The organism is Streptomyces orinoci (genome assembly GCF_003121295.1).
Classification (GTDB): Bacteria; Actinomycetota; Actinomycetes; order Streptomycetales; family Streptomycetaceae; genus Streptomyces; species Streptomyces orinoci.
On sequence record NZ_PHNC01000031.1, the window covers coordinates 581,797 to 604,426 of the forward strand.

21 protein-coding genes are annotated in these 22,630 nt (G+C 70.6%); 10 read left to right on the plus strand and 11 right to left on the minus strand.

What is annotated here, in order from left to right:
* The first annotated feature begins 223 nt into the window (after nucleotides 1-223).
* A complete protein-coding gene (locus tag CV755_RS24890) occupies nucleotides 224-559 on the plus strand; it encodes a WhiB family transcriptional regulator (protein ID WP_193553472.1) in 336 nt (111 codons plus the stop codon).
* A gap of 21 nt (nucleotides 560-580) precedes the next feature.
* On the opposite strand, the gene bagB is transcribed toward CV755_RS24890, so the two are convergent.
* Both bagB and bagA read right to left on the minus strand, forming a co-directional pair.
* A complete protein-coding gene (bagB, locus tag CV755_RS24895; RefSeq protein ID WP_109282509.1) occupies nucleotides 581-2,047 on the minus strand; it encodes an ATPase BagB in 1,467 nt (488 codons plus the stop codon).
* The gene (bagA, locus tag CV755_RS24900; RefSeq protein WP_109282510.1) at nucleotides 2,044-3,036 is read right to left on the minus strand and encodes an ATPase BagA; all 993 of its coding nucleotides are present in this window, start codon (nucleotides 3,034-3,036) and stop codon (nucleotides 2,044-2,046) included. The genes bagB and bagA overlap by 4 nt, the downstream gene beginning before the upstream one ends.
* A gap of 264 nt (nucleotides 3,037-3,300) precedes the next feature.
* Here bagA and CV755_RS34345 point away from each other — a divergent pair, with 264 nt between their 5' ends.
* The 4 genes from CV755_RS34345 to CV755_RS24915 all read left to right on the plus strand — a co-directional run bounded on the left by CV755_RS34345 (nucleotide 3,301) and on the right by CV755_RS24915 (nucleotide 5,825).
* Nucleotides 3,301-3,459: a Sp36 family protein gene (locus CV755_RS34345; RefSeq protein WP_153068749.1), complete on the plus strand. Its 159-nt coding sequence runs from the start codon at nucleotides 3,301-3,303 to the stop codon at nucleotides 3,457-3,459.
* Nucleotides 3,456-3,920: a RidA family protein gene (locus tag CV755_RS24905; protein ID WP_109282511.1), complete on the plus strand. Its 465-nt coding sequence runs from the start codon at nucleotides 3,456-3,458 to the stop codon at nucleotides 3,918-3,920. The genes CV755_RS34345 and CV755_RS24905 overlap by 4 nt, the downstream gene beginning before the upstream one ends.
* 67 nt (nucleotides 3,921-3,987) lie before the next feature.
* Nucleotides 3,988-4,998 (plus strand): NUDIX hydrolase, encoded by a 1,011-nt coding sequence (locus tag CV755_RS24910; protein ID WP_241561383.1) that lies wholly within the window; start codon nucleotides 3,988-3,990, stop codon nucleotides 4,996-4,998.
* Nucleotides 4,995-5,825: an MBL fold metallo-hydrolase gene (locus tag CV755_RS24915; RefSeq protein ID WP_109282512.1), complete on the plus strand. Its 831-nt coding sequence runs from the start codon at nucleotides 4,995-4,997 to the stop codon at nucleotides 5,823-5,825. The genes CV755_RS24910 and CV755_RS24915 overlap by 4 nt, the downstream gene beginning before the upstream one ends.
* 122 nt (nucleotides 5,826-5,947) lie before the next feature.
* Here the strand turns inward: CV755_RS24915 and CV755_RS24920 are convergent, their stop codons facing one another.
* The gene (locus tag CV755_RS24920) at nucleotides 5,948-6,622 is read right to left on the minus strand and encodes a Crp/Fnr family transcriptional regulator (protein WP_004939715.1); all 675 of its coding nucleotides are present in this window, start codon (nucleotides 6,620-6,622) and stop codon (nucleotides 5,948-5,950) included.
* Between the two features lie 250 nt (nucleotides 6,623-6,872).
* Between CV755_RS24920 and nth the strand changes: the two genes are divergently transcribed.
* The 3 genes from nth to CV755_RS24935 are packed head-to-tail and all read left to right on the plus strand — an operon-like array spanning nucleotide 6,873 to nucleotide 9,972.
* Nucleotides 6,873-7,991, plus strand: coding sequence for an endonuclease III (gene nth / locus CV755_RS24925; protein WP_109283499.1), 1,119 nt, complete (start codon nucleotides 6,873-6,875; stop codon nucleotides 7,989-7,991).
* Between the two features lie 47 nt (nucleotides 7,992-8,038).
* The gene (locus tag CV755_RS24930; RefSeq protein ID WP_109282513.1) at nucleotides 8,039-8,722 is read left to right on the plus strand and encodes an NUDIX hydrolase; all 684 of its coding nucleotides are present in this window, start codon (nucleotides 8,039-8,041) and stop codon (nucleotides 8,720-8,722) included.
* 53 nt (nucleotides 8,723-8,775) lie between these two features.
* Nucleotides 8,776-9,972, plus strand: a complete 1,197-nt coding sequence (locus CV755_RS24935; RefSeq protein WP_109282514.1) for a MarP family serine protease — start codon at nucleotides 8,776-8,778, stop codon at nucleotides 9,970-9,972.
* Between the two features lie 66 nt (nucleotides 9,973-10,038).
* Here CV755_RS24935 and CV755_RS24940 read toward each other — a convergent pair whose 3' ends face one another.
* From CV755_RS24940 to CV755_RS24965, 6 genes are all read right to left on the minus strand, one after another.
* Complete coding sequence (locus CV755_RS24940) at nucleotides 10,039-10,245, minus strand: hypothetical protein (protein WP_109282515.1); 207 nt, start codon at nucleotides 10,243-10,245, stop codon at nucleotides 10,039-10,041.
* Between the two features lie 106 nt (nucleotides 10,246-10,351).
* Complete coding sequence (locus CV755_RS24945; RefSeq protein WP_241561385.1) at nucleotides 10,352-11,350, minus strand: alpha/beta fold hydrolase; 999 nt, start codon at nucleotides 11,348-11,350, stop codon at nucleotides 10,352-10,354.
* Nucleotides 11,347-11,805 carry a phage holin family protein gene (locus CV755_RS24950; protein WP_109282516.1) on the minus strand — a complete coding sequence of 153 codons (459 nt, stop codon included), beginning with the start codon at nucleotides 11,803-11,805 and terminating at the stop codon, nucleotides 11,347-11,349. Before CV755_RS24950 ends, CV755_RS24945 begins: the two co-directional genes overlap by 4 nt.
* A 78-nt stretch (nucleotides 11,806-11,883) precedes the next feature.
* The gene (nhaA, locus tag CV755_RS24955; RefSeq protein ID WP_109282517.1) at nucleotides 11,884-13,281 is read right to left on the minus strand and encodes a Na+/H+ antiporter NhaA; all 1,398 of its coding nucleotides are present in this window, start codon (nucleotides 13,279-13,281) and stop codon (nucleotides 11,884-11,886) included.
* A 178-nt stretch (nucleotides 13,282-13,459) separates the two neighbouring features.
* Nucleotides 13,460-15,424: an acetate--CoA ligase gene (acs, locus tag CV755_RS24960; protein ID WP_109282518.1), complete on the minus strand. Its 1,965-nt coding sequence runs from the start codon at nucleotides 15,422-15,424 to the stop codon at nucleotides 13,460-13,462.
* A 181-nt stretch (nucleotides 15,425-15,605) separates the two neighbouring features.
* A complete protein-coding gene (locus tag CV755_RS24965; RefSeq protein ID WP_109282519.1) occupies nucleotides 15,606-17,570 on the minus strand; it encodes a carbonic anhydrase in 1,965 nt (654 codons plus the stop codon).
* A 289-nt stretch (nucleotides 17,571-17,859) separates the two neighbouring features.
* Here CV755_RS24965 and CV755_RS24970 point away from each other — a divergent pair, with 289 nt between their 5' ends.
* Nucleotides 17,860-19,218: a polysaccharide deacetylase family protein gene (locus CV755_RS24970; RefSeq protein ID WP_109282520.1), complete on the plus strand. Its 1,359-nt coding sequence runs from the start codon at nucleotides 17,860-17,862 to the stop codon at nucleotides 19,216-19,218.
* On the opposite strand, the gene CV755_RS24975 is transcribed toward CV755_RS24970, so the two are convergent.
* A complete protein-coding gene (locus CV755_RS24975; RefSeq protein ID WP_109282521.1) occupies nucleotides 19,199-20,191 on the minus strand; it encodes an ATP-binding protein in 993 nt (330 codons plus the stop codon). The two genes, CV755_RS24970 and CV755_RS24975, sit on opposite strands and share 20 nt — an antisense overlap.
* 101 nt (nucleotides 20,192-20,292) lie before the next feature.
* On the opposite strand from CV755_RS24975, the gene CV755_RS24980 reads away from it, so the two are divergent.
* A complete protein-coding gene (locus tag CV755_RS24980; RefSeq protein WP_109282522.1) occupies nucleotides 20,293-21,114 on the plus strand; it encodes a Fic family protein in 822 nt (273 codons plus the stop codon).
* Nucleotides 21,115-21,451: 337 nt separating this feature from the next.
* Here the strand turns inward: CV755_RS24980 and CV755_RS24985 are convergent, their stop codons facing one another.
* Nucleotides 21,452-22,303 (minus strand): HAD family hydrolase, encoded by an 852-nt coding sequence (locus CV755_RS24985; protein WP_109282523.1) that lies wholly within the window; start codon nucleotides 22,301-22,303, stop codon nucleotides 21,452-21,454.
* Nucleotides 22,304-22,630: the final 327 nt, after the last annotated feature.

Genomic DNA, 22,630 nt, shown 5'->3' on the forward strand with positions numbered 1-22,630 from the left:
GATAGGGGTGAACTGCCCTTATTTGCTGGGGTAAGTCGCCGATGTCGTCCGCTCACTCCGTTGGGTGATCTGCCGCGTACGCATAGTCCGTTCGGGCCATTCAAGATTGGGCCCGAAGGGGGTGTTGCCCCCTGTCTGCCTTCCGTAACGTCCTCAACTGGCAACGGTGAATATGCCGCTGCCGCCGTGGGGGAGCCTCGATTCGGGAGAGGACGGCGCCAGCATGGGCTGGGTAACCGACTGGAGTGCGCAGGCCGCCTGCCGCACGACCGATCCGGATGAACTATTCGTTCAGGGCGCAGCGCAGAACCGGGCCAAGGCGGTCTGCACCGGCTGTCCGGTGCGTACCGAGTGCCTGGCGGACGCGCTGGACAACCGCGTCGAGTTCGGCGTGTGGGGCGGGATGACCGAGCGCGAGCGGCGGGCCCTGCTGCGGCGCCGGCCGACGGTCACCTCATGGCGGCGGCTGCTGGAGACCGCTCGTACGGAATACGAGCGCGGGGCCGGCCTGCTGCCGCTGGGCGAGGAGGAGTACGACACCTACGCGGCGGTGGGCTAGCCCCTCGGCCGTTACGGCCCCTCAGTCGTTCCGGTCCGCACCGGCGGTCCGGGCAGCGGGCACCCAACTCTCCTGCGCCGCCGTCTGGTTGGCCAGGCGTTCGCCGATGGCGCGCAGCCCTGCGAGGTCGTGCACATCGCCGGGGAGCGCGGCCACCTCGGCCACCGGCACCTCGGGATGCAGCGCGGTGAAGCGGTCGCGGGTGCGACGCTCACGCGCCAGCACCCGCATGCGCTCGGCGTGCAGCCGCAGCAGCCCCGCGGCCAGCCGCCCGGTGGAGACGCTGGGGTCCGCTACGAGCGGAGGCCCGGGTGCCGTGGTTCCCGTCCGCCCCGTCGTGGCTCCCGGGGCCGGGACTCCTGAGGACGTGGGCTGGGGGAAGCCGTTCTCGGGAGGGGGTGTGCCGGCGGGAGTGACGGTGCCAGGGTCATCAGCGGTACGTGACCCAGCCTGCCCGTCGGCGCGATCGACAATGCCGACGCCGTCAAGATTTTCTGCGTAATGCGCCGGAGCCTCCGGCCCGGGACCGTCCGTTTCCCCGTCCGTTTCCTCCGCCAGCGCCTCGGCCGCGGCCAGCGCGCGCTCCGCGCTCAGCAGGGCGGCTCCGCTGCCGTGCACCCGGTTGAGCACCAGCCCGGCCAGCGGCATCCGCTCCGCGGCCAGCCGCTCCACAAAGTACGCGGCCTCCCGCAGCGCGTCCCGCTCCGGCGCCGCCACCACCAGGAAGGCGGTGCCCGGCGCCTGCAGCAGCCGGTAGGTGGCATCGGCCCGGGTACGGAAGCCGCCGAACATGGTGTCCATCGCGGCCACGAAGGTCTGTACGTCACGCAGGAGTTGGGCACCCATCAGTTTGTTGAGGGGGCCGCTCATCACCGACATGCCGACGCCCAGGAACTTCATCCCGGCCCGGCCGCCGATCTTCGCCGGGGCCATCAGCACCTTGATCAGCTTGCCGTCCAGGAAGGACCCCAGCCGCCCGGGGGCGTCCAGGAAGTCCAGCGCGGAGCGGCTGGGCGGGGTGTCCACCACGATCAGGTCCCACTCGTCGCGCGAGCGGAGCTGGCCCAGCTTCTCCATGGCCATGTACTCCTGAGTGCCCGCGAAACCGGCGGAGAGCGACTGGTAGAAGGGGTTCTCCAGGATCGCCCGCGCCCGGTCGGCATCGGCGTGCGCCTCGACGATCTCGTCGAAGGTGCGCTTCATGTCCAGCATCATGGCGTGCAGTTCACCGCCGGCCGAGCCGTCGATGCCGGGCACCCGGCGCGGAGTGTTGTCGAGCTCGCCGATGCCCATCGACTGGGCCAGCCGGCGGGCCGGGTCGATGGTGAGCACCACCACGCGCCGGCCGCGCTCGGCGGCCCGCAGGCCCAGCGCCGCCGCGGTGGTGGTCTTGCCGACGCCGCCCGAACCGCAGCACACCACGATCCGGGTCCGTGGATTGTCCAGAACGGGGTCGATGTCCAGCGGGGCCGCCGTGTCCAGACTCACTCAGACCACCCTTGCCTTCGCAGTTCCCGTGCCATTCGGTAGAGCCCCGCCAAGTCCACGCCCTCACCGAGCAGTTGGAGCTCGTGTACGGGCAGGCCGAGCCCCTCCAGCGAGGAGCGGCCCCGGCGCTCCAGGGCGAGGCGCTCGGTGTGCTCGCGGGCCTCGTCCAGCAGCGGACCGACCAGCTGCCCGGCGGAACCGGCGCGCCGTATTCCGCCGTGCGCCGTGCGCTCAAGCGCGTACGCCAGCATCTCGGCCACGGCCTCGCGCCGTTCGCCCGCGGCCGCCTCCACCGCGGCGGAGTCCAGGATCTCGGGGCGCACCATATTGATGACCACACTGCCCACCGGCAGCCCGGCCGTGCGCAGTTCGGCGATGCCGTCCATGGTCTCCTGGACCGGCATCTCCTCCAGCAGCGTCACCAAGTGCACCGCCGTCTGAGGGGACTTGAGCACCTGCATCACGGCCTGGGCCTGGTGGTGCACCGGTCCGACCCGGGCCAGCCCGGCCACCTCGTCATTGACATTGAGGAAGCGGGTGATGCGGCCGGTGGGCGGGGCGTCCATCACCACATGGTCGTAGACGAAGCGGCCACCGCGGTCCTTGCGGCGCACCGCCTCGCAGGTCTTGCCGGTGAGCAGCACATCGCGCAGGCCCGGGGCGATGGTGGTGGCGAAGTCGATCGCGCCCAGCTTCTTCAGCGCCCGGCCGGCGGTGCCCAGCTTGTAGAACATCTGGAGGTAGTCCAGCAGGGCGCGTTCGGCGTCGATGGCCAGCGCGAACACCTCGCCGCCGCCCGGGGCCACGGCGATCTTCCGCTCCTCGTACGGCAGTGACTCGGTCTCGAAGAGCTGGGCGATGCCCTGTCTGCCCTCGACCTCGACCAGCAGCGTCCGCTTCCCCTCGGCCGCGAGAGCGAGCGCGAGAGCCGCGGCGACCGTGGTCTTGCCGGTACCGCCCTTGCCGCTGACGACATGGAGCCTGCTCATGGTGCGGAGCCTAATTCCTGGGGGCCGGGCGCCTGGCGCCGGGTGGGGAAGCGGACCCGCGCCGGGTCCGCTCGGCCCCCGGCGGCCGGGCCCCCGGGCTCCTGGGCCAACGGGGGCCCGGGGCAGCGCAGTTCCGGCCACTGACGACGGGCGATGGTGCGGCGACCCCGCCGGGACCCCTCCGGGAGCCGGATGGCCTCGTACGGGCGGGTGCCGCGCGGTCCGGGCGCGGGGCTGTCGGTGGGAGGCACTACAGTCGGGCTCATGACCAAGTGGGAATACTCGACCGTGCCGCTTCTGGTACATGCGACCAAGCAGATTCTGGACACCTGGGGCGAGGACGGCTGGGAGCTCGTTCAGGTGGTGCCGGGCCCCAACCCCGAGCAGCTGGTCGCCTATCTGAAGCGGGAGAAGACGGGATGAGCACCGTCGAGGCCAGGATCGCCGAACTCGGCCTGAAACTGCCGGGCGTGGTGCCGCCGCTGGCGGCGTACCAGCCGGCCGTGCGCAGTGGCGCTTATGTCTTTACCGCGGGCCAGCTGCCCATGGTGGAAGGCGCCATTCCGGTCACCGGCAAGGTCGGCGCCGAGGTGAGCCCCGAGCAGGCCAAGGAGCTGGCCGCGGTCTGCGCGCTCAACGCGCTGGCGGCGGTGAAGTCGGTGATCGGCGACCTCGACAAGATCGTCCGCATGGTGAAGGTGGTCGGCTTTGTGGCCTCCGCCCCGGACTTCACCGGCCAGCCGGGCGTGCTCAACGGCGCCAGCGAGCTGCTGGGCGAGATCCTCGGCGACAAGGGCGTGCACGCCCGCTCCGCGGTGGGTGTGGCGGTGCTTCCGCTGGACGCGCCGGTCGAGGTGGAGATCCAGGTCGAGGTCGCGGACTAGCCGCCGCGGGGCCGGGGCCGCACCGAGCGCTCTCGAACAATCGCGCGTGAGCGCATAGCATCCGGCCATGTCGAAGACCGACGGCCAGACGTCCAACGGCCAGTGGTATCCACCGGAGTGGCCGGACCGGATCAGGGCCCTGACCCGCGGGGAGCTCACCCCGGTGGCACCCCGCCGTGCCGCGACCGTGCTGCTGCTGCGCACCGGCGCCGCCGGGCTGGATGTACATATGCTGCGCAGACGCGCCTCCATGGCCTTCGCCGGAGGCGCGTACGCCTATCCGGGCGGCTCGGTGGACCCCCGGGACGAGCATGACGTGCCCTGGGCGGGCCCCTCCGCCCGGCACTGGGCGGACCGGCTGGGCACCGGCCCGGCAGAGGCACGGGCCATTGTCTGCGCCGCCGTCCGGGAGACCTTTGAGGAGACCGGCGTTCTGCTGGCCGGCCCGGCGCCGGACTCCGTGGTGGCCGACACCACCGGCCCGCAGTGGGCGGCCGACCGGGCCGCCCTGGTCGCCCATGAGCTGGCCTTCGCCGACTTCCTGCGCCGCCGCCGGCTGGTGCTGCGCAGCGATCTGCTGGGCGCCTGGGCACGCTGGATCACTCCCGAGTTCGAACCGCGCCGCTATGACACCTGGTTCTTTGTGGCCGCCCTGCCCGAGGGCCAGCGGGCCCAGGAGGGCTCCACCGAGGCGGACCGCTCGGTGTGGATGGACCCGGTCCAGGGAGTGGCCGGATACCAGCGCGGCGAGCTGCTGATGATGCCGCCGACCCTGGCCACCCTGCGCTCGCTGTGCGCCTACCGGACGGTGCCGGAGGCGCTGGCCGCGTCGGAGGAGCGCGACCTGAACCCGGTGCTGGCCCGGCCGCGCCTGGTGGGGGACGAGATCGTGCTGAGCTGGCCGGGGCATGAGGAGTTCACCAAGCGCCTGTCCCCGGACGAGCTCAGGGCTCCGGGCGGCACGGCTCGTACGGCCCGTACGACCGATGCGGCCGACACGGCCGGCGCGGAAACCACCGAGACCACCGAGACCACCGAGACCACCGAGACCTCCGGACCTTCGGGAGCCGACGTATGACTCAGCCGGCCGAGCTGCCCGGCCGCCCGCGCGAGGGCGCCATCGACGGCGTCGCCACCCCCCGTGCGAGGTGTGTGCTGGCGCCCAATCCGTCCGTGATGACGCTGGACGGCACCAACACCTGGCTGCTGGCCGAGCCGGATTCCGAGTCGGCCGTGGTGGTGGACCCCGGTCCGCTGGACGAGGGCCACCTGCGGTCCGTGATCGGCGCCGCCGAGGCGGCCGGCAAACGGATCGCCCTCACCCTGCTCACCCACGGCCACGCCGACCACTCGGCGGGCGCGGCCCGCTTCGCCGAGCTGACCGGGACCGAGGTACGGGCCGTGGATCCGGCCCTGCGCACCGGCGGCCGGGGGCTGACGGCGGGTGAGGTGATCAACGTGGGCGGGCTGGAGCTGCGGGTGGTCCGTACCCCCGGGCACACCGCCGACTCGGTCTGCTTCCACCTGCCCGCCGACCGGGCGGTGCTGACCGGGGACACCGTGCTGGGCCGGGGCACCACGATGGTGGCCCATCCGGACGGGCGCCTGGGCGACTATCTGGACTCCCTGCGGCGGCTGCGCTCGCTCACGGTGGACGCCGGGGTGGAGACGGTGCTGCCGGCGCACGGGCCGGTGCTGCAGGACGCGCGGGGGGCCGTGGAGTTCTACCTGGCCCACCGGGCCAGCCGGCTGGCCCAGGTGGAGACGGCGGTCGAGCAGGGCCACCGGACCCCCGCCGAGGTGGTCGCCCATGTCTACGCGGATGTGGACCGTTCGCTGTGGCCGGCGGCCGAGCTGTCGGTGCGGGCGCAGCTGGACTATCTGGGTGAACACGGGCTGATCTGAGGCCCGTCCGACCTGATCCCGGCCGATCCGTGGCCCGGACGATCCGTGGCCCGTCCGGCCGGGAACGGCCGAAGGCCCCGCCTGAGGCGGGGCCTTCGGTGCGTCCGACGCGGTGTCCCGCCTCAGCGCGAACGCTTGGCGAGCCGCTCGACGTCCAGCAGGATCACCGCGCGGGCCTCCAGCCGGAGCCAGCCGCGGCCGGCGAAGTCCGCCAGGGCCTTGTTGACGGTCTCCCGGGAGGCGCCGACCAGCTGGGCCAGCTCCTCCTGGGTGAGGTCGTGCACCACATGGATGCCCTCTTCGGACTGCACACCGAAGCGGCGCGACAGGTCCAGCAGCGCCTTGGCCACGCGGCCGGGGACGTCGGAGAAGACCAGGTCCGACATCGAGTCATTGGTACGGCGCAGCCGCCGGGCGACCGCGCGCAGCAGCGCGGTGGCCACCTCGGGACGGGCGTTGAGCCAGGGCTGGAGGTCGCCGTGGCCCAGGCCCAGCAGCTTGACCTCGGTGAGGGCGGTGGCGGTGGCGGTACGCGGTCCCGGGTCGAACAGGGACAGCTCGCCGATCAGCTCGCCGGGGCCCAGCACGGCGAGCATGTTCTCGCGGCCATCGGGCGAGGTGCGGTGCAGCTTGACCTTGCCCTCGGTCACCACGTAGAGCCGGTCGCCCGGGTCGCCTTCGTGGAACAGGGCGTCGCCCCTCGCGAGAGTGACCTCGCCCATGGAGGCGCGCAGCTCAGCGGCCTGCTCGTCATCGAGCGCCGCGAACAGCGGGGCGCGCCGCAGAACGTCGTCCACGAGTTCTCTCCTTGTCGACATGCACAGAGGACCGTGGTCCCCATGATGCCCGTCGGTAAAACTGTGTGATCAAACACAAGTGTGGCGCATCGTCGCCCGAAGCCCTACGGCAGGGGTCCGATTGGGCTGCGGTTTTCCTGCGGCCGGGGCGGATGTCAGTGCTGGGCTTTAGTCTGGCCGAGTGTCCAATAGGCCGGTGAGAGCACGGGGCAAGGGGGCCGGGAGGGTGACCGAGAACCGGGATTCCGCTGTGGGCGAACGCGGTGCGGCGAAGCGGGCGAATGCGGCGAATGGTGACGCTTCGCCGGTCGGTGCCGCCGAGCAGGGGGGTACGGCCGGGAAGGCCGCCGCCAAGAAGACCGCGGCCAAGAAGACCGCGGCCAAGAAGACCGCGGCCAAGAAGACCGAGGCCAAGAAGACCGTCGCGAAGAAGGCTGCCGCCAAGAAGACTGCCGCGAAGAAGGCCGCCGCGAACAAGGCCGTGACGAAGAAGGCCGCCGACAAGGAGACCGGTGCGGTGAAGGCAGCGGCGGGCAAGAAGACGGCTGCGGCCAAGGCGTCCAAGACTCCTGCCGCCAAGGAGCCCAAGACGGCCGCCGCCCCCGCCGAATCCCGTACCGCTCTGGTGCGCCGGGCCCGGCGGATCAACCGGGAGCTGGCCGAGGCCTATCCCTACGCCCACCCGGAGCTCGACTTCGAGAACCCCTTCCAGCTGCTGGTTGCCACCGTGCTGTCCGCCCAGACCACCGACCTGAGGGTCAACCAGACGACCCCGGCGCTGTTCGCCGCGTACCCCACGCCGGAGGACATGGCCGCCGCCGGTCCCGAGACGCTGGAGCAGCTGATCCGCCCGACCGGCTTCTTCCGGGCCAAGGCCAGGTCGCTGATGGGGCTTTCCGCCGCGCTGCGGGACCGCTTCGGCGGCGAGGTGCCGGGCCGGATAGAGGATCTGGTCACGCTGCCCGGAGTGGGCCGCAAGACCGCCAATGTGGTGCTCGGCAACGCCTTCGGCGTCCCGGGCCTGACCGTGGACACCCACTTCCAGCGCCTGGTCCGCCGCTGGAAGTGGACGCAGGAGAAGGATCCGGACCGGATCGAGGCCGAGGTCGGCGCGCTCTTCCCCAAGAGCGAGTGGACCATGCTCTCGCACCGGATCATCTTCCACGGCCGCCGCATCTGCCACTCCCGCAGACCCGCCTGCGGCGCCTGCCCGATCGCTCCGCTCTGCCCGTCCTACGGCGAGGGCGAGACGGACCCGGAGAAGGCCAGGAAGCTGCTGAAGTACGAGAAGGGCGGCCTGCCCGGCCAGCGCCTCAAGCCGCCGGCGGACTATCCGGGCCTGCCGGCCCGTCCGCTGGGGGCCGAGTGACCAAGCCGGCGCCGCCCGAGGACAACCGGGGAAGTCGAGGAAGAGGCATGACCAGCACCTACGGCCGCGAGATCTCGGTGACCACCGAAGGGCTGCCCGACTGGCTGGAGCCGGTGGCCCGCGGCCTGGAGGTCGTCAGACCCGAGCAGCTGAGCCGCTTCCTGCCACCGGAGACCGGCGGGCGCCAGTCCGCCGTGCTGGTGCTCTTCGGCGAGGGTGAACGGGGCCCCGAGCTGCTGCTCCTGGAGCGGGCCGGGACGCTGCGCTCACACGCCGGCCAGGCGTCCTTCCCGGGCGGCGCGCTGGATGCGGAGGACGGCGACCCGGCCGATGGCGGCCTGGTACGGGCCGCACTGCGCGAGGCGGCGGAGGAGACCGGGCTGGATCCCTCCGGCGTCCAGGTCTTCGGCGTCCTGCCGCAGCTCTACATCCCGGTGAGCGGCTATGTGGTCACGCCGGTGCTCGGCTGGTGGCGCAAGCCCAGCGAGGTCCGCCCGGTGGATCCCGGCGAGACGGCCAAGGTGTTCATGGTGCCCGTCGCCGAGCTGGCCGACCCGGCCAACCGCGCCATGGCCGTCCACCCGAGCGGCCACCGCGGCCCGGCCTTCAGCCTGGGCACCGGCGTGGTCTGGGGCTTCACCGCCGGAGTGATCGACCGCATCCTGCACCACGCCGGCTGGGAGCGCCCCTGGGACACCCGGCGGCAGCTCTCGCTGGAACCGCACCACTAGCCGCCCCGGTTCCCGCCACCTCCGCCGACGACCGCAATGCGAGGCAATCCCCGGTGAACATGCTGGACATCCTGCTGCTGACCGCCGCCGTATGGTTCGCGGTCATCGGCTACCGCCAGGGATTCGTGGTCGGGGTGCTCTCGGTCATCGGCTTCCTAGGCGGCGGGCTGGCCGCGGTCTACGCACTGCCCGCCCTCTGGTACCGCGCCACGGACGCCGCGCCGGGCACCCTGGCCGCCATCGCCGCCGTGGTGATCGTCATCGTCTGCGCCTCGGTGGGCCAGGCCGCCACCACCCACCTGGGCAACAAGCTGCGCCGCCACATCACCTGGACCCCGGCCCGCGCGCTGGACGCCACCGGTGGCGTCCTGGTCAATGTGGGGGCGATGCTGCTGGTCGCCTGGCTGATCGGCTCCGCCCTGGCGGGCACCTCGCTGCCCACCCTGGGCAAACAGGTACGGGGCTCCAAGGTGCTGCTGGGAGTGGCCCGGGTGGTCCCCGCCCAGGCCGACACCTGGTTCGCCGACTTCAGCACCGCCCTGGCGCAGAACGGATTCCCCCAGGTCTTCGCGCCGTTCTCACATGAACCCATCACCTCGGTACCGGCCCCCGATCCGGCGCTGGCGGGCGGCCGCGTCGCCGAGGTGGCGCAGCGCAGCATCGTCAAGGTGGTGGGCAACGCCGCCGGCTGCGGCAAGGTGCTGGAGGGCAGCGGCTTTGTCTTCGCGCCGCACCGGGTGATGACCAACGCCCATGTGGTCGGAGGGGTCTCGGAGCCGACCGTGCAGATCGGCGGGCATGGGCGGGTCTATGAGGCCAAGGTGGTCCGCTACGACTGGAAGCGGGACATCGCGGTGCTGGATGTGCCCGCGCTCAAGGCCCCCGCGTTGGGTTTCGCCGGAAGCCAGGCGGAGAGCGGCGCCAACGCCATCGTGGCCGGCTTCCCGGAGAACGGCGCCTATGACGTGCGGGCAGCCCGCATCCGCAGCCGTGTCCAGGCCAACGGTCCGGACATCTACCATCGCGGCATCGTCCGCCGGGACGTCTACTCGCTGTATGCGACCGTCCGCCAGGGCAACTCGGGTGGTCCGCTGCTCTCCCCGGACGGCCAGGTCTACGGGGTGGTCTTCGCCAAGTCCCTGGACGACGCCGACACCGGCTACGCCCTCACCGCCCAGGAGGTCCGCCAGGACGCCGAGGACGGCCGTACGGACACCGAACGGGTGATGACCCAGGGCTGTGCCCTGTGAACCGGCGCTGCCCCGGGCCTGCCGGGCGGCGATGATCGCTGCTCCGGCGCGGCGGTGATCCGTGCCTCAGCGGCTGCGCGGATGGCGCAGCCGCGCCGAGACCCAGCGGGCGCGGCGCCGGATGATGCGGGGGATGCCGATCTGTGGATCGGCCGCCGTCGGCCGGAAGCCACTGCTTCCGGTCCTTGCGGGTACTTCGGCCACAGCCATCGCGGCGTCTTCTTCGGCGCCGCGGTGCTGAGCCAGGTCGCGATGGTCGTGCGTCCAGCCCATACCGAGGTCTGTGCCCGGGGGCCAAGGTCGGTAATCGCCCGCCGGGTGCGCAATTGGCCTATGCACCCGGCAATTGGCCATTCGGCCGAGGGACGCGGGCAGCCGGCTACCGGTCCGGTTCCGGGTCCTTCAGCCAGCTGATCAGCTCATTGGAGAACGCCACCGGGTCCTCTTCATGCGGAAAGTGCCCCAGTCCGTCGAAGAGCCGCCAGCGGTAGGGCGCCTCCACATACTCGCCGGAGCCGGCCGCGCTGCGGGTACGTATCACCGGATCGAGTGAACCGTGCAGATGCAGGGTGGGCACCCGCACCGAGCGCTTCATCCGGCGGTTGAACTGGATGCCGTCCGGCCGGGCCATGGACCGCACCATCCAGCGGTAGGGCTCGATCGAGCAGTGCGCGGTGGACGGGATGGACATCGCCACCCGGTAGGTGTCCACCGTCTCGTCGTCCGGCAGCCGGGGGCCGGACCAGTCCCGGATCAGCCGCCCGACCAGCGCCGCCTCATCCGCGACCAGTTTGCGCTCGGGCAGCCAGGGTCGCTGGAAACCCCAGATGTGGGAGGCGGCCGCGGACTGCTGCGGGTCGGTGAGCATCGCCGACCGCCAGCGGCGCGGGTGCGGCATGGAGGACACCGCCAGCCGGCGCACCAGCTTGGGCCGCATCACCGCGGCCGTCCAGGCCAGATAGCCGCCCAGATCATGGCCGACCAGGGCGGCGTCCGGCTCGCCCAGCGAGCGGATCACCCCGGTGATGTCCAGGGCGAGATTGGCCGGGTCATAGCCCCGGGGCGTACGGTCGCTGCCGCCCACCCCGCGCAGATCCATGGCCACCGCCCGGAAGCCCGCGGCCGCCAGGGCGGGCAGCTGGTGGCGCCAGGTCCACCAGAACTGCGGAAAGCCATGCAACAGCAGCACCAGCGGCCCCTCGCCCATCTCGGCGATATGGAACCGGGCCCCGTTCGCCGCGACCTCGCGGTGGGTCCAGGGCCCCTCGGGCCGTACCACCGTGGCGGGCGACGCGGTGGCGCCCGGTGCCGCGGCCGCCGCGGCGGACCGGACCGGGTCGGGGGACGCGGGCGCTGCGGAAGTGTCGGGCACCGTCATACGGACGAGCGTGTCACAGATGCGTCCGTCTGGCCCGCCCCCGTGGCAGAACGGGGGTGCGGCTTGACCGTGCCCAGCACGGCGGCCGTCTCCCGGGCCGCGGCGATGCTCTTCTCCGGCTTGCTGACCTTCTTGAACTTGCGCACCGCCAGCCAGCCCAGCAGCGCGGCGACCAGCAGGAACGCGGCACCGACGATCAGGAAGGACCAGGCCAGCCCCAGGCCGAGGTTGTGGATCCCATAGGCCGCCGCGAAGCTCAGCACCGGCAGCGAGAAGAGGGCCAGCGTGCCGGCCGCGCCGATGGCGCCGCCGCCGATACCGATCCGGCGGGCGTCCTCCCGCAGTTCGGCCTTGGCCAGCGCGATCTCGTCGTGCACCAGCGCGGACAGCTCGGTGGTGGCCTTGGCCACCAGCTGGCCGAGACTGCGGTCGGTGCCGTCGTCGGCTGCGCTCATCGGCTGCTCCCTCTTCGTCATCTGCTTCTTCGTCTGCGGGCCCGCGGCCCGGGACGGGGCCCTGGGCCGACCCTCAGATCATGCCGGACCATCGTCGCCGGTGGTGCGGCCGGAGGCGACTTCCGCCAGTCGCCGGTGTTCGGCGGCCTTCGCTTCCAGGATGGCGGCCATCCGCAGGTGGTACTCGGGTTTGCCCTGCTCATAGACGTCCGGAATGCCGTCCTGGTCCTCGTCCCGGTCTTCCTCCGCGCAGAGCTTCTTGTACTTGTTGTCCCGCAGCTTGAGCAGGGTGGCCGCGCAGACCGCGGCGATCAGCGAGCCGACCAGCACCGCGGCCTTGACCTCGTCGGCGAGCAACGGGTTTGTGCCGAAGGCGAGTTCACCGATCAGCAGGGACACGGTGAACCCGATCCCGGCCAGTGAGGCGACCGCGAACACATCCGGCCACTTCAGGTCAGGGTTGAGCTCGGCCCGCGTGAAGCGGGCCGCCAGCCAGGTGCCGCCGAACACCCCTATCGTCTTGCCCAGAACCAGGCCGAGCACCACGCCCAGCGTCTCCGGCTTGCGGAAGATGTCGGAGAGCGCGCCTCCGGAGATGGTGACGCCCGCCGAGAACAGGGCGAACAGCGGCACCGCCAGACCCGCCGACAGTGGACGGACCAGGTGCTCCAGATGCTCGCCGGGAGACCGCCGTTCGCCGGGGTGCCGGACACAACGCAGCATCAGGCCCATTGCCACCCCCGCGATGGTGGAGTGGACGCCGCTGTTGTACATCAGCGCCCAGATCACCAGGGCCAGCGGCACATAGACGTACCAGCCCCGCACCCCCTTGCGCAGCAGCAGCCAGAACACCGCCAGGCCCAGTACGGCGAAGCCCAGTGCGGCGAAGTTCAGCTTGGAGGTGAAGAAGACCGCGATGATCAGGATCGCGAAGAGGTCGTCCACCACCGCCAGGGTCAGCAAAAAGGCCCGCAGCGCGGAGGGCAGGGCGGTGCCGATGACGGCCAGCACGGCGAGGGCGAAGGCGATGTCGGTGGCGGTGGGCACGGCCCAGCCGCGCAGCGAGCCACCGCCGGAGGAGGCGACGGAGAAGTAGACCAGGGCGGGTACGGCCATTCCGCAGACCGCCGCGACCACCGGCAGGACGGCCGCCTTGGGATCGCGCAGCTCGCCCGCCACCAGCTCGCGCTTGAGCTCGATGCCGGCCACGAAGAAGAAGACGGCCAGCAGGCCTTCGGCCGTCCAGTGCTGCACCGACAGATGCAGGCCCAGGGAGCCGGGGCCCAGATGGAAGTCGCGTATCTCCGCATAGCCGCCGCGCAGCGGGGTGTTCGCCCAGACCAGCGCGATAACGGCGGCCGCCAGGAGGAGCACTCCGCCGACCGTCTCGGTGCGCAGGGCGTCGGTGATAAAGGTCCGTTCGGGCAGCGGCAACCGGCCGAGAAAGACGGAGCGGCGGTTCTTGGGCGCTGCCACGATGGGGGACCTCCTGGAGTCGACTGGTACACGTGGGCACACGTGTGCGGATTGCCGACCAGACTTCCCGGCGCGCCTCTGATTTTGTCGAGATTTCTACGCGTTGGATATGTACTTTAGCCCGAATGACTGAAGGGCGCCCGGTCGAAACCGGACGCCCTTAGGGGGTAAGACCAGGTCAGTCCTCGCTTGGTGCCGCGGGCAGCTTGGACTGGATCAGCTCCATCACCGAGGAGTCGGTCAGGGTGGTGACATCACCCAGGGCCCGGTTTTCGGCCACATCGCGCAGCAGGCGCCGCATGATCTTCCCGGAGCGCGTCTTGGGCAGCTCGGCCACCGGCAGAATGCGCTTGGGCTTGGCGATCGGCCCCAGCTGCTTGGCCACATGCGCTCGCAGCTCCTCGACCAGGCCCTCCCCCTCCGCCGAACCCTTGCGCAGGATGACAAAGGCACAGATGGCCTGGGTGGTCTGCGGGTCGGTGGCACCGACCACCGCCGCCTCGGCCACCTTGGGGTGGGAGACCAGGGCGGACTCCACCTCGGTGGTGGAGATGTTGTGGCCGGACACCAGCATCACATCGTCCACCCGGCCGAGCAGCCAGATGTCGCCGTCCTCGTCCTTCTTGGCGCCGTCCCCGGCGAAGTAGCGCCCCTCGAAGCGGGACCAGTAGGTGTCCAGATAGCGCTGGTCGTCGCCCCAGATGGTGCGCAGCATGGACGGCCAGGGCTCGGTGAGGACCAGATAGCCGCCGGAGCCATTGGGGACCTCGCGGGCCTCGTCGTCCACCACGGTGGCGGCGATGCCGGGCAGCGGGACCTGGGCGGAGCCCGGCTTGGCGGCGGTGACCCCGGGCAACGGGCTGATCATGATGCCGCCCGTCTCGGTCTGCCACCAGGTGTCCACCACCGGCGTGCGGTCGGCACCGATGTGCTTGCGGTACCAGATCCAGGCCTCGGGGTTGATGGGCTCGCCGACCGAACCGAGCAGCCGCAGGCTGCTGAGGTCGAACTTGGCGGGGATGTCGTCGCCCCACTTCATGGCGGCCCGGATGGCGGTGGGCGCGGTGTAGAGGACGGTCACGCCGTACTTCTGGACGATCTCCCACCAGCGGCCCTGGTGCGGGGTGTCCGGAGTGCCCTCGTAGAGCACCTCGGTGGCACCGTTGCTCAGCGGGCCGTAGACGATGTACGAGTGCCCGGTCACCCAGCCGACGTCGGCGGTGCACCAGAAGACATCGGACTCCGGCTTGAGGTCGAAGACCGCGTGATGGGTGTACGAGATCTGGGTGAGGTAGCCACCGCTGGTGTGCAGGATGCCCTTGGGCTTACCCGTGGTGCCCGAGGTGTAGAGGATGAACAGCGGGTGCTCGGCGTCAAAGGCCTGCGGAGTGTGCTGCTCGGACTGCCGGCCGACAAACTCGTGCCACCACAGGTCCCGGCCCTCCTGCCAGGCGACATCCTCCTGGCCGGTGCGGCGGACCACCAGGACGTTGCGCACCTTCTCGGTGCCGGGCCGGGTCAGGGCCTCGTCAACGGCCGGCTTGAGCGCGGAGGGCTTGCCGCGCCGGAAACCACCGTCGGCGGTGATGACCACCCGGGCGTCGGCGTCTTCGATACGGGTCGCCAGGGCGTCCGCGGAGAAGCCGCCGAAGACCACCGAGTGCGGGGCGCCGATGCGGGCACAGGCGAGCATCGCCACCACCGCCTCGGGGATCATCGGCAGATAGATCGCGACCCGGTCACCGGCCCGCACCCCGAGCTCCACCAGGGCGTTGGCGGCCTTGCACACCTCGCGCTGGAGATCGGCGTAGGTGAGGGAACGGGTGTCGCCGGGCTCGCCCTCGAAGTGCAGGGCCACCCGGTCGCCCAGCCCGTTCTCCACATGGCGGTCCACGCAGTTGTAGGCGACGTTCAGCCGGCCGTCGGCGAACCACTTGGCGAACGGGGGGTTCGACCAGTCCAGCGTCTGAGTCGGTTCGGTCTCCCAGCTCAGGCGCCGGGCCTGCTCGGCCCAGAAGCCCAACCGGTCAGCCTTGGCCTGCTCATACGCCTCCGCGGTGACATTGGCCTGCTCCGCCAGGTCGGCAGGCGGCGCAAAGCGGCGCTCCTCCTTCAGAAGGTTGGCCAGGCTTTCGTTGCTCACGACATCTCCCTTTCCCAGGGGGCCCGTTACGTCCCGGGCATAGCTCACCAGCCCGGGGCACACCCTGACAAGGGCTATGGAGAACTATTGGTTTAGACCTGTGTCCGGAGGGTTGTCCGAGGTCAACACGGTGGATGGCCGGAATTCGCCCCCCTGGCGCGGCCTCGCCGCAGATATCGGTCTACACGGCGTCCAGCACCCCCGGACGGACGGCGGCGAAGGTACGCGACCCCCGGTCGAGCACATAGGCCTGTGCCTCTGCCACATGGAAGTACATCCCCTGGAGGCGGAGTGATCCCTCCGCCACCCGCCGGGCCACACAGCCATACGCCATCAGATGGTCCAGCTGCTGCATCACATTGACCAGCGCCAACCGCTCCACATCGTCCGCCACGGCTCGCTCGGCCAGCGCCACCTCGCCTCGTCCCAGCCGCCCGATCCGCTGCATCCGGGCCAGACTCGGCTGCCCATGCCGCAGCCAACGCCCCAGAGAGGTCAGGTCGTTGGGGTCAGTGCCCTGGTCCGGCCGGCCGGGTCCGGGGAGGGTGCCGGTATCGAGCAACGCCTGCATCGCCCCGCACCCCGAGTGCCCGCAGACGGTGATGCTGCCGACTTTCAGCACCTCCACCGCATACTCCACAGCCGCTCCGACCGAATCGCAGCTGCTGTCGGAGCCGGGCGGCGGCATCAGGTTGCCGACATTGCGCACCGTAAACAGGTCGCCCGGCCCACTGGAGGTGATCATGCTGGTGACCAGCCGGGAATCGGCACAGGTCAGAAAGAGCTCACTGGGCCGCTGCCCGTCCCGGGCCAGCCGGGCCAGCTCATCGCGGACCAAGGGGGCCGTATTGCGCTGGAAAGCACTGATCCCGCCGACGAGTTGGCGCCCGTCCCGACCCGTGTCCGCGTCGCCCGGGGTGCCGGGCCGGGTGAAGTGGTGATGACGCCATGGGGTCCAGGGCCGGTGGATATGCGGACCGGAGGGCTCGGTCGTCGGTCGTCCGGCGGTCTCACGGCGGACGCCGAACCGCGTATGGATGCACTGCCCCAGCGAGCAGAGCACGGCCAGCCCCAGTGCCGTGAGGACCCCCGGCAGCACTCCCAGCAGCACCACCGCAGTCAACGCCAATGCATATAGCGCGAGTTCGCCCATCTGCCGGCCCTGTCCGGGCCGCCGGAGCCTCCCCATCCGCACCCCGGACACCATGACCACCGCCGCGAGCGCCGCCAGCGGAATCACCCCCGAGAAGCCGGCCAGCAGCCCGACGCCCGCCACCCAGCCGAGAGTCAGGCGCAGACTCACCCTGCCGCCCTCCGGGGCGGTGGCCACGTCCGGTCCCTCGCCCGAGGCCAACTCCCTTGCGGCAAGCAGCGCCTGTGCGCTTGCGGCGAGGGTGAGGGCGAGGGCCGCGGCGAGGGCGCCCCATACCGGTGTGTCCACAAGGGGTGGCGGTGAGCTCAGTTGTTGCGCGAGCCATGGTGCCCGGGGCAGCTCCAGCCACCCGCTCATAGCGGTGCCGACGGCCACAGCGGCGATCGGAGCCGGGATCACTCGTGCCCAATTGCCCCATCGTCCGGGCAGCTTGGGCCAGAGCAGCAGCGCCGCGGCCGTGACCAGGGCGATCATGAGCGCCGGGGGATGAGGGCGCCCCCACTCCTGATGGGCCGCCGCCGGGCCTGCCCCACCCAGGGCGGCGGGCAGTTGTCCCAGCGCGATGGTCAGCCCGACCCCCGCGAGCATCCCCGAGAGCGCCGACCTGCCCAGGCCCAGGGCCGCTTGCCCTACCCGCCGTACGCCCACTGCCAGTTGCAGCAGCCCGGCGAGCGCCGCTATGGCGCAGGCGACCCGCCAGCCGTGGTGCAGCACCAGCTCCGCCATCACCACCACCAGGCCGGCGATGGCCGGCCGGCCCGCATACAGCGGAGAAGTGCCGAGCGCCGCCGCCGCGAGGCCGCCGGCCATGGCCGCGATCAGCCCGGTCTGCGGAGGAGCGGCGACCGCCAGTGCGATGGCGAGCGAGAGGACCAGGGCGCTCAGGGAGACGGCCACGGCAAAGGGCAGGTCCCGGCGCCGGCCTGGGCGGGCGGTGGGTAGCGGTTCAACTGTGTTGGCGGAAGAGGGCGGTGGGGTTGCTTCGGCTTGCATCGGCAATTCCCGTCTTCGTCGGGGGCGTGATCGGGCCGGAAGGCGATCACGGTCACGGCGTGCCGCGGCGGGAGAACTGCTGGGCGGCTTTCTCAACTCTCAGTAAATGGATAGTAATGGAGAGTAAAGAGCGAGGGGAAGTCTCAAAGGGCGGCAAAGTCGAGCTTCCGCCTATGGAGTGAATTTGTATGTTTATCAGCTTGTCGCATCTTCTTTTTCCTCCCTCCCATGCGAGGTTGACGGCGCTTGAGCGCTTGAACAGCGAAGCGATCAGAGGACGAGGTGGCTGATGGCGGTTCCATGGAGGGTGACGCTAGGAGGACTCGCGGCATTGGCGCTGGTGACGGGCGCCTCCGGCTGTTCCGGGGAGTCCGGGGACGGAGAAGGCGGTGGTCAGCAGGGAGCCGCGGCGCCCAACGCGGCCCAGCGGCCGGCCCGCCTGATCGGCGACGGCTCCACCGCCGACACCGGGCCCCAGCCCCACCAGCCCAAGCCCCGACGGATGGCGCCCGGGGAGAAGCCGCCGCAGTTCGTCGTCTTCTCCTGGGACGGCGCCGGAGAGGACAGCCAGCAGCTGTTCTCGCATTTCCGCGAGGTGGGCAAGAAGTACAACGCGACCATGACGTACTTCCTCAGCGGGGTCTATATGCTCCCCGAGGAGAAGAAGGACGTCTATGAACCGCCGCGCCACTCGCCCGGCTCGTCGGACATCGGCTTCAACGACGTCCAGGGTGTCCGTGACACCGTGACCCAGCTCCGTGGCGCCTGGCTGGACGGCAATGAGATCGGCACCCACTTCAACGGCCACTTCTGCGGGCCGGCGGACGGCGTCGGCACCTGGTCGCCGGGGGAGTGGCGAAGCGAGATCCGGCAGGCCAAGAAATTCGTCCGGACCTGGAAGACGCACACCGGACTCAAGAAGATGCCGCCGCTGCCCTTTGACTACGGCAAGGAACTGGTCGGCGGGCGGGCCCCCTGTCTGGAGGGCCAGCGCAACCTCATCCCGGCGGAGAAGTCCATGGGCTTCCGCTATGACGCGAGCTCCTCCGGCGGCCGCCAGGTCTGGCCCAACAAGATCGACGGCATCTGGGACTTTCCGCTGCAGGACGTGCCGGTGCCCGGGCGCCACTTCGAGACCCTGTCCATGGACTACAACTTCCTTGCCAACCAGTCCGGGACCACCAAGGGCGACCCCGCCAAGCGCGAGGCCTGGGGCGAGCAGATGAGGGACGGACTGCTCGCCGGCTTCGAGCGCGCCTACCACGGCAACCGTGCCCCGTTCTTCATCGGCGACCACTTCGAGTCCTGGAACGGCGGCACCTATATGCATGCCGTGGAGAGCGTGATCAAGACCGTCTGCACCAAGGAGGGCGTGCGCTGCGTGTCCTTCAAGCAGCTGGCCGACTGGCTGGATGCCCAGGACCCCGAAGTGCTGGCGAAACTACGGAAATTGGACGTGGGTGAGGCGCCGCGGAATGGCTGGGCCCGGCTGGCCGAGACCCAGTCCTACCCGCCGCTCACCCCGCCGGCGCACCATGTCCCGTCGATGCACGCGCCGTCCTCGCAGGAGCCCGAGGACAACGGCGAGGACGATGACGACGACGAAGAGGAGAGCAGGCCGTCCAGGCTCAGACAGGCTGAGGAGTAGCCGCCAGCCGCTCGTCGAGGACAAAGGCCGGGTCCACCTGGGCCGCCAGGTCGGCCCCGGTCCTGGCGTTGCCCCAGCTCTCCGCGTTCCGCAGGTGGAAGTGCACCATCTGACGGGTGTAGCGCCGCCAGTCGCGCCGTTCATGGGTGGCGTCCGCCGCCTCCCGCAGGGTGCGCAGCGCCGCCTGGTTGGGCTGTTCGAGCAGTTCGAAGAGCGGCGGGCGGCCCTTCTCCATGGCGCGCACCCAGTCGGAGTGGCCGAAGGTGGTGAGCAGGTCGTCGCCGGCCTCCTCGCGCAGGAAGTCCAGGTCGTCCTGACCCTGCACCTTGTTGCCCACCACCCGCAGACAGATCCCGAAGTCCCTGGCGTACTCCTTGTACTGGCGGTAGACGGCGATCCCCTTGCGAGTCGGCTCGGCCACCAGGAAGGTCATATCGAAGCGGGTGAACATCCCGGAGGCGAAGGAGTCACTGCCTGCCGTCATATCGACGACCACATACTCACCGGGGCCGTCAACGAGATGGTTCAGGCACAACTCGACCGCGCCGACCTTGGAGTGGTAGCAGGCGACACCGAGATCGGCTTCGGTGAAGGGGCCGGTGGCCATCAGCCGGACCGAGGCGCCCCGCTCCAGCCGTACGGTGCGGGCGCAGGCCCGGTACACCGGGTTGTCCTCGTCCACGCGCAGCAGCCGGGAGCCCTCGCCGGGCGGCGTTGTCTTGATCATGGTTTCGGCGGAGGGGATGCGCGGGTTGGTGCCCCGCAGATACTCCTTGATCAAGGACAGCTGGGCGCCCATCGCGGGCAGTTCGGCGGCCTCCGCCTCGTCCAGCCCGAGCGCCGCGCCCAGATGCTGGTTGATGTCGGCGTCCACCGCGATGACGGGCACCCGGTCCGCGGCGAGGTGACGGATGAAGAGCGAGGACAGCGTGGTCTTGCCGCTGCCGCCCTTCCCCACGAAAGCGATCTTCATGTTCACCAAGCGTAGGTGTGCGGGTGCGTCCTGTGAGAGCGGTGGGTGAACAAGACCACTCCTTCGGGGGGTGTTGGACTGGAGTGCGTACTGTCTTACCCATGAGTACACCTGGAGACCCCCTCGCCGCCCTGGGCGCCCTGCCGGGCGTCGCCGACTCCGTGGACTCCGTACGCCGGGCCGTGGACCGGGTGTACGGGCACCGGGTGATGCGCCGCCGCAGCAATGAGGTGACCGCCGAGGCCGCGCTGCGCGGAGCGCGCGGTTCGGCCGCGCTGTCCGGAGCCGACTGGGCTCTCGAAGAGGTGCGCCGCCGCACCGACTTCAGCGCCGAGGGCGAGCCCCGCATTGTGGGCGCCGCGCTCCGGCTGACCGCGGAGGCGGGTCAACTGCTGAGCGTGTGGCGCCAGTCGCCGCTTCGGGTGCTCGCCAGGCTCCATCTGGTGGCGGCCGGCGGGGTGGAGGCCCAGGACCGGGTGGGGCGGCCCCGGCTGCCCGGTGAGCCGGTCGATGAGCCGCTGGTGAGGCTGGCGCTGCCCGAGGCCGATGAGATGTCGGGCCGGCTCGAAGGCCTGGCCGGGCTGTTGATCGCCGGAAGCCAGGCGCCCGCCGTGGTGACGGCGGCCGTGGTCCATGGCGAACTGCTGGCCCTGCGCCCCTTCGGCTCGCACAACGGCCTGGTGGCCAGGGCGGCCGAACGGATCGTGCTGGTCGGCAGCGGCCTGGACCCCAAGTCCATCTGCCCTGCCGAAGTCGGATACGCCGAACTGGGCCGGGACGCCTATCTGGAGGCTCTCGACGGCTACGCCTCAGGAACCCCGGAGGGGATGGCCGCCTGGATCGCCCACTGCGCCCGGGCGGTGGAGCTGGGGGCGCGAGAGACCACGGCCGTCTGCGAGGCGCTGCAGCGGGGCGCGGCCTGACCAAGTCCAGGGCCACAATGATGACTTGAGGTGCCGCCACACGGTAATGCGGCGGTACCGGACAAGCTCTGGCACCGCCGCTGGCACGTCCGCCGGGTTACCAAGCGTGCACGAAATTCGCCCATCAGGCCGGGTACTTTGCCCGCTGCCTGGTGCGACTGGCCCGTAATCGACGGGTCGGCGTCGCGTGGGTGCCCGGCGTTCGTGCGCGGTCCGTGGGGCCGTGGTGCGTAACGGGCGTCCTCTCGGATGTCCCTGGTCTCGCGGGCCGTTGACTCCTTTCTACTACCGCCGTGGGGCAAGCGGAAGGTTGGGCCGCAGTTCTTTACTTTTATCTTTAAAGCCGGGCAATACGGACAGGGGTGGGGGTGCTGTCCCGGCGGCGGCCGGCCAGCCACAGCAGCCCCGCCGTAACCGCCGCCGCGCCGATCGCGACCCCGACCAGGGCGGAGGCGGACGGCCTGGGCAGTGACGACAGCCGCTGCTTGAGCCGCACCGGGCGGTTGAAGGAAAGAACCGGCCAGTCGCGGGCCAGGGCTTCGCGGCGCAGCGCACGGTCGGGGTTGACGGCATGCGGATGGCCGACGGATTCCAGCATCGGCAGATCCGTCACCGAGTCGCTGTAGGCGTAGGAGCCCGCCAGGTCGTACCCCTCCGACTCGGACAGCTGCCTTATCGCCTCGGCCTTGGTGGGGCCATAGGCGTAGTACTCGATCTCGCCGGTGAAGGCGCCGTCCTCCACCGCCATCCTGGTGGCCACCACCCGGTCGGCCCCGAGCAGCCTCCCGATGGGTTCGACCACCTCGGCGCCGGAGGTGCTGACGATCACCACATCGCGGCCGGCGGCATGGTGCTCCTCGATCAGCGAGGCTGCCTCGTCGTAGATGATCGGGTCGATGTGCTGGTGCAGCGTCTCGGCGACGATCTCGCGGACCTGCTGGACATTCCAGCCCCGGCAGAGTTCGGAGAGATACTCCCGCATCCGCTCCATCTGTTCGTGGTCCGCACGGCCCGCAAGGAAGACGAACTGTGCATACGCGGTGCGCAGTACGGCGCGCTTGTTGATCAAACCGCCTTGGTAGAAGGACTTGCTGAAGGTGAGCGCGCTCGACTTCGCAATGACCGTCTTGTCCAGATCAAAGAACGCTGCCGTACGAGGCAGGGAGTGGTTTTCCACGCCGCCGAGCATAGAGGCCCTCCATTCGGCGTAAGCTGAGGCGTGTGGGTTTGCCTGAGAAGGCTCTCGGGTACACCATGGAAGTCACGGATCGTTCGCGACCGTGTCTAACCCGGCCCGACTCCTCCCCCCCCGAGTCGGCCGTGGGGACGACCCCCGCTCTCCCCCCCGGCGGGGGTCGTCGCATGTCCGGATGTGTTTTGAGCATCTCGCTCGCACTCCCTTCGCTCCACCGGGCCCGGTCGGCGCCCGCGCTGCCTCCTTGATACACGTGACGGAGCGTAATCGGCAGGCTGCTCTCGGGAAGTCACCGGTATAGGTGAGCGGGATATTCACAGC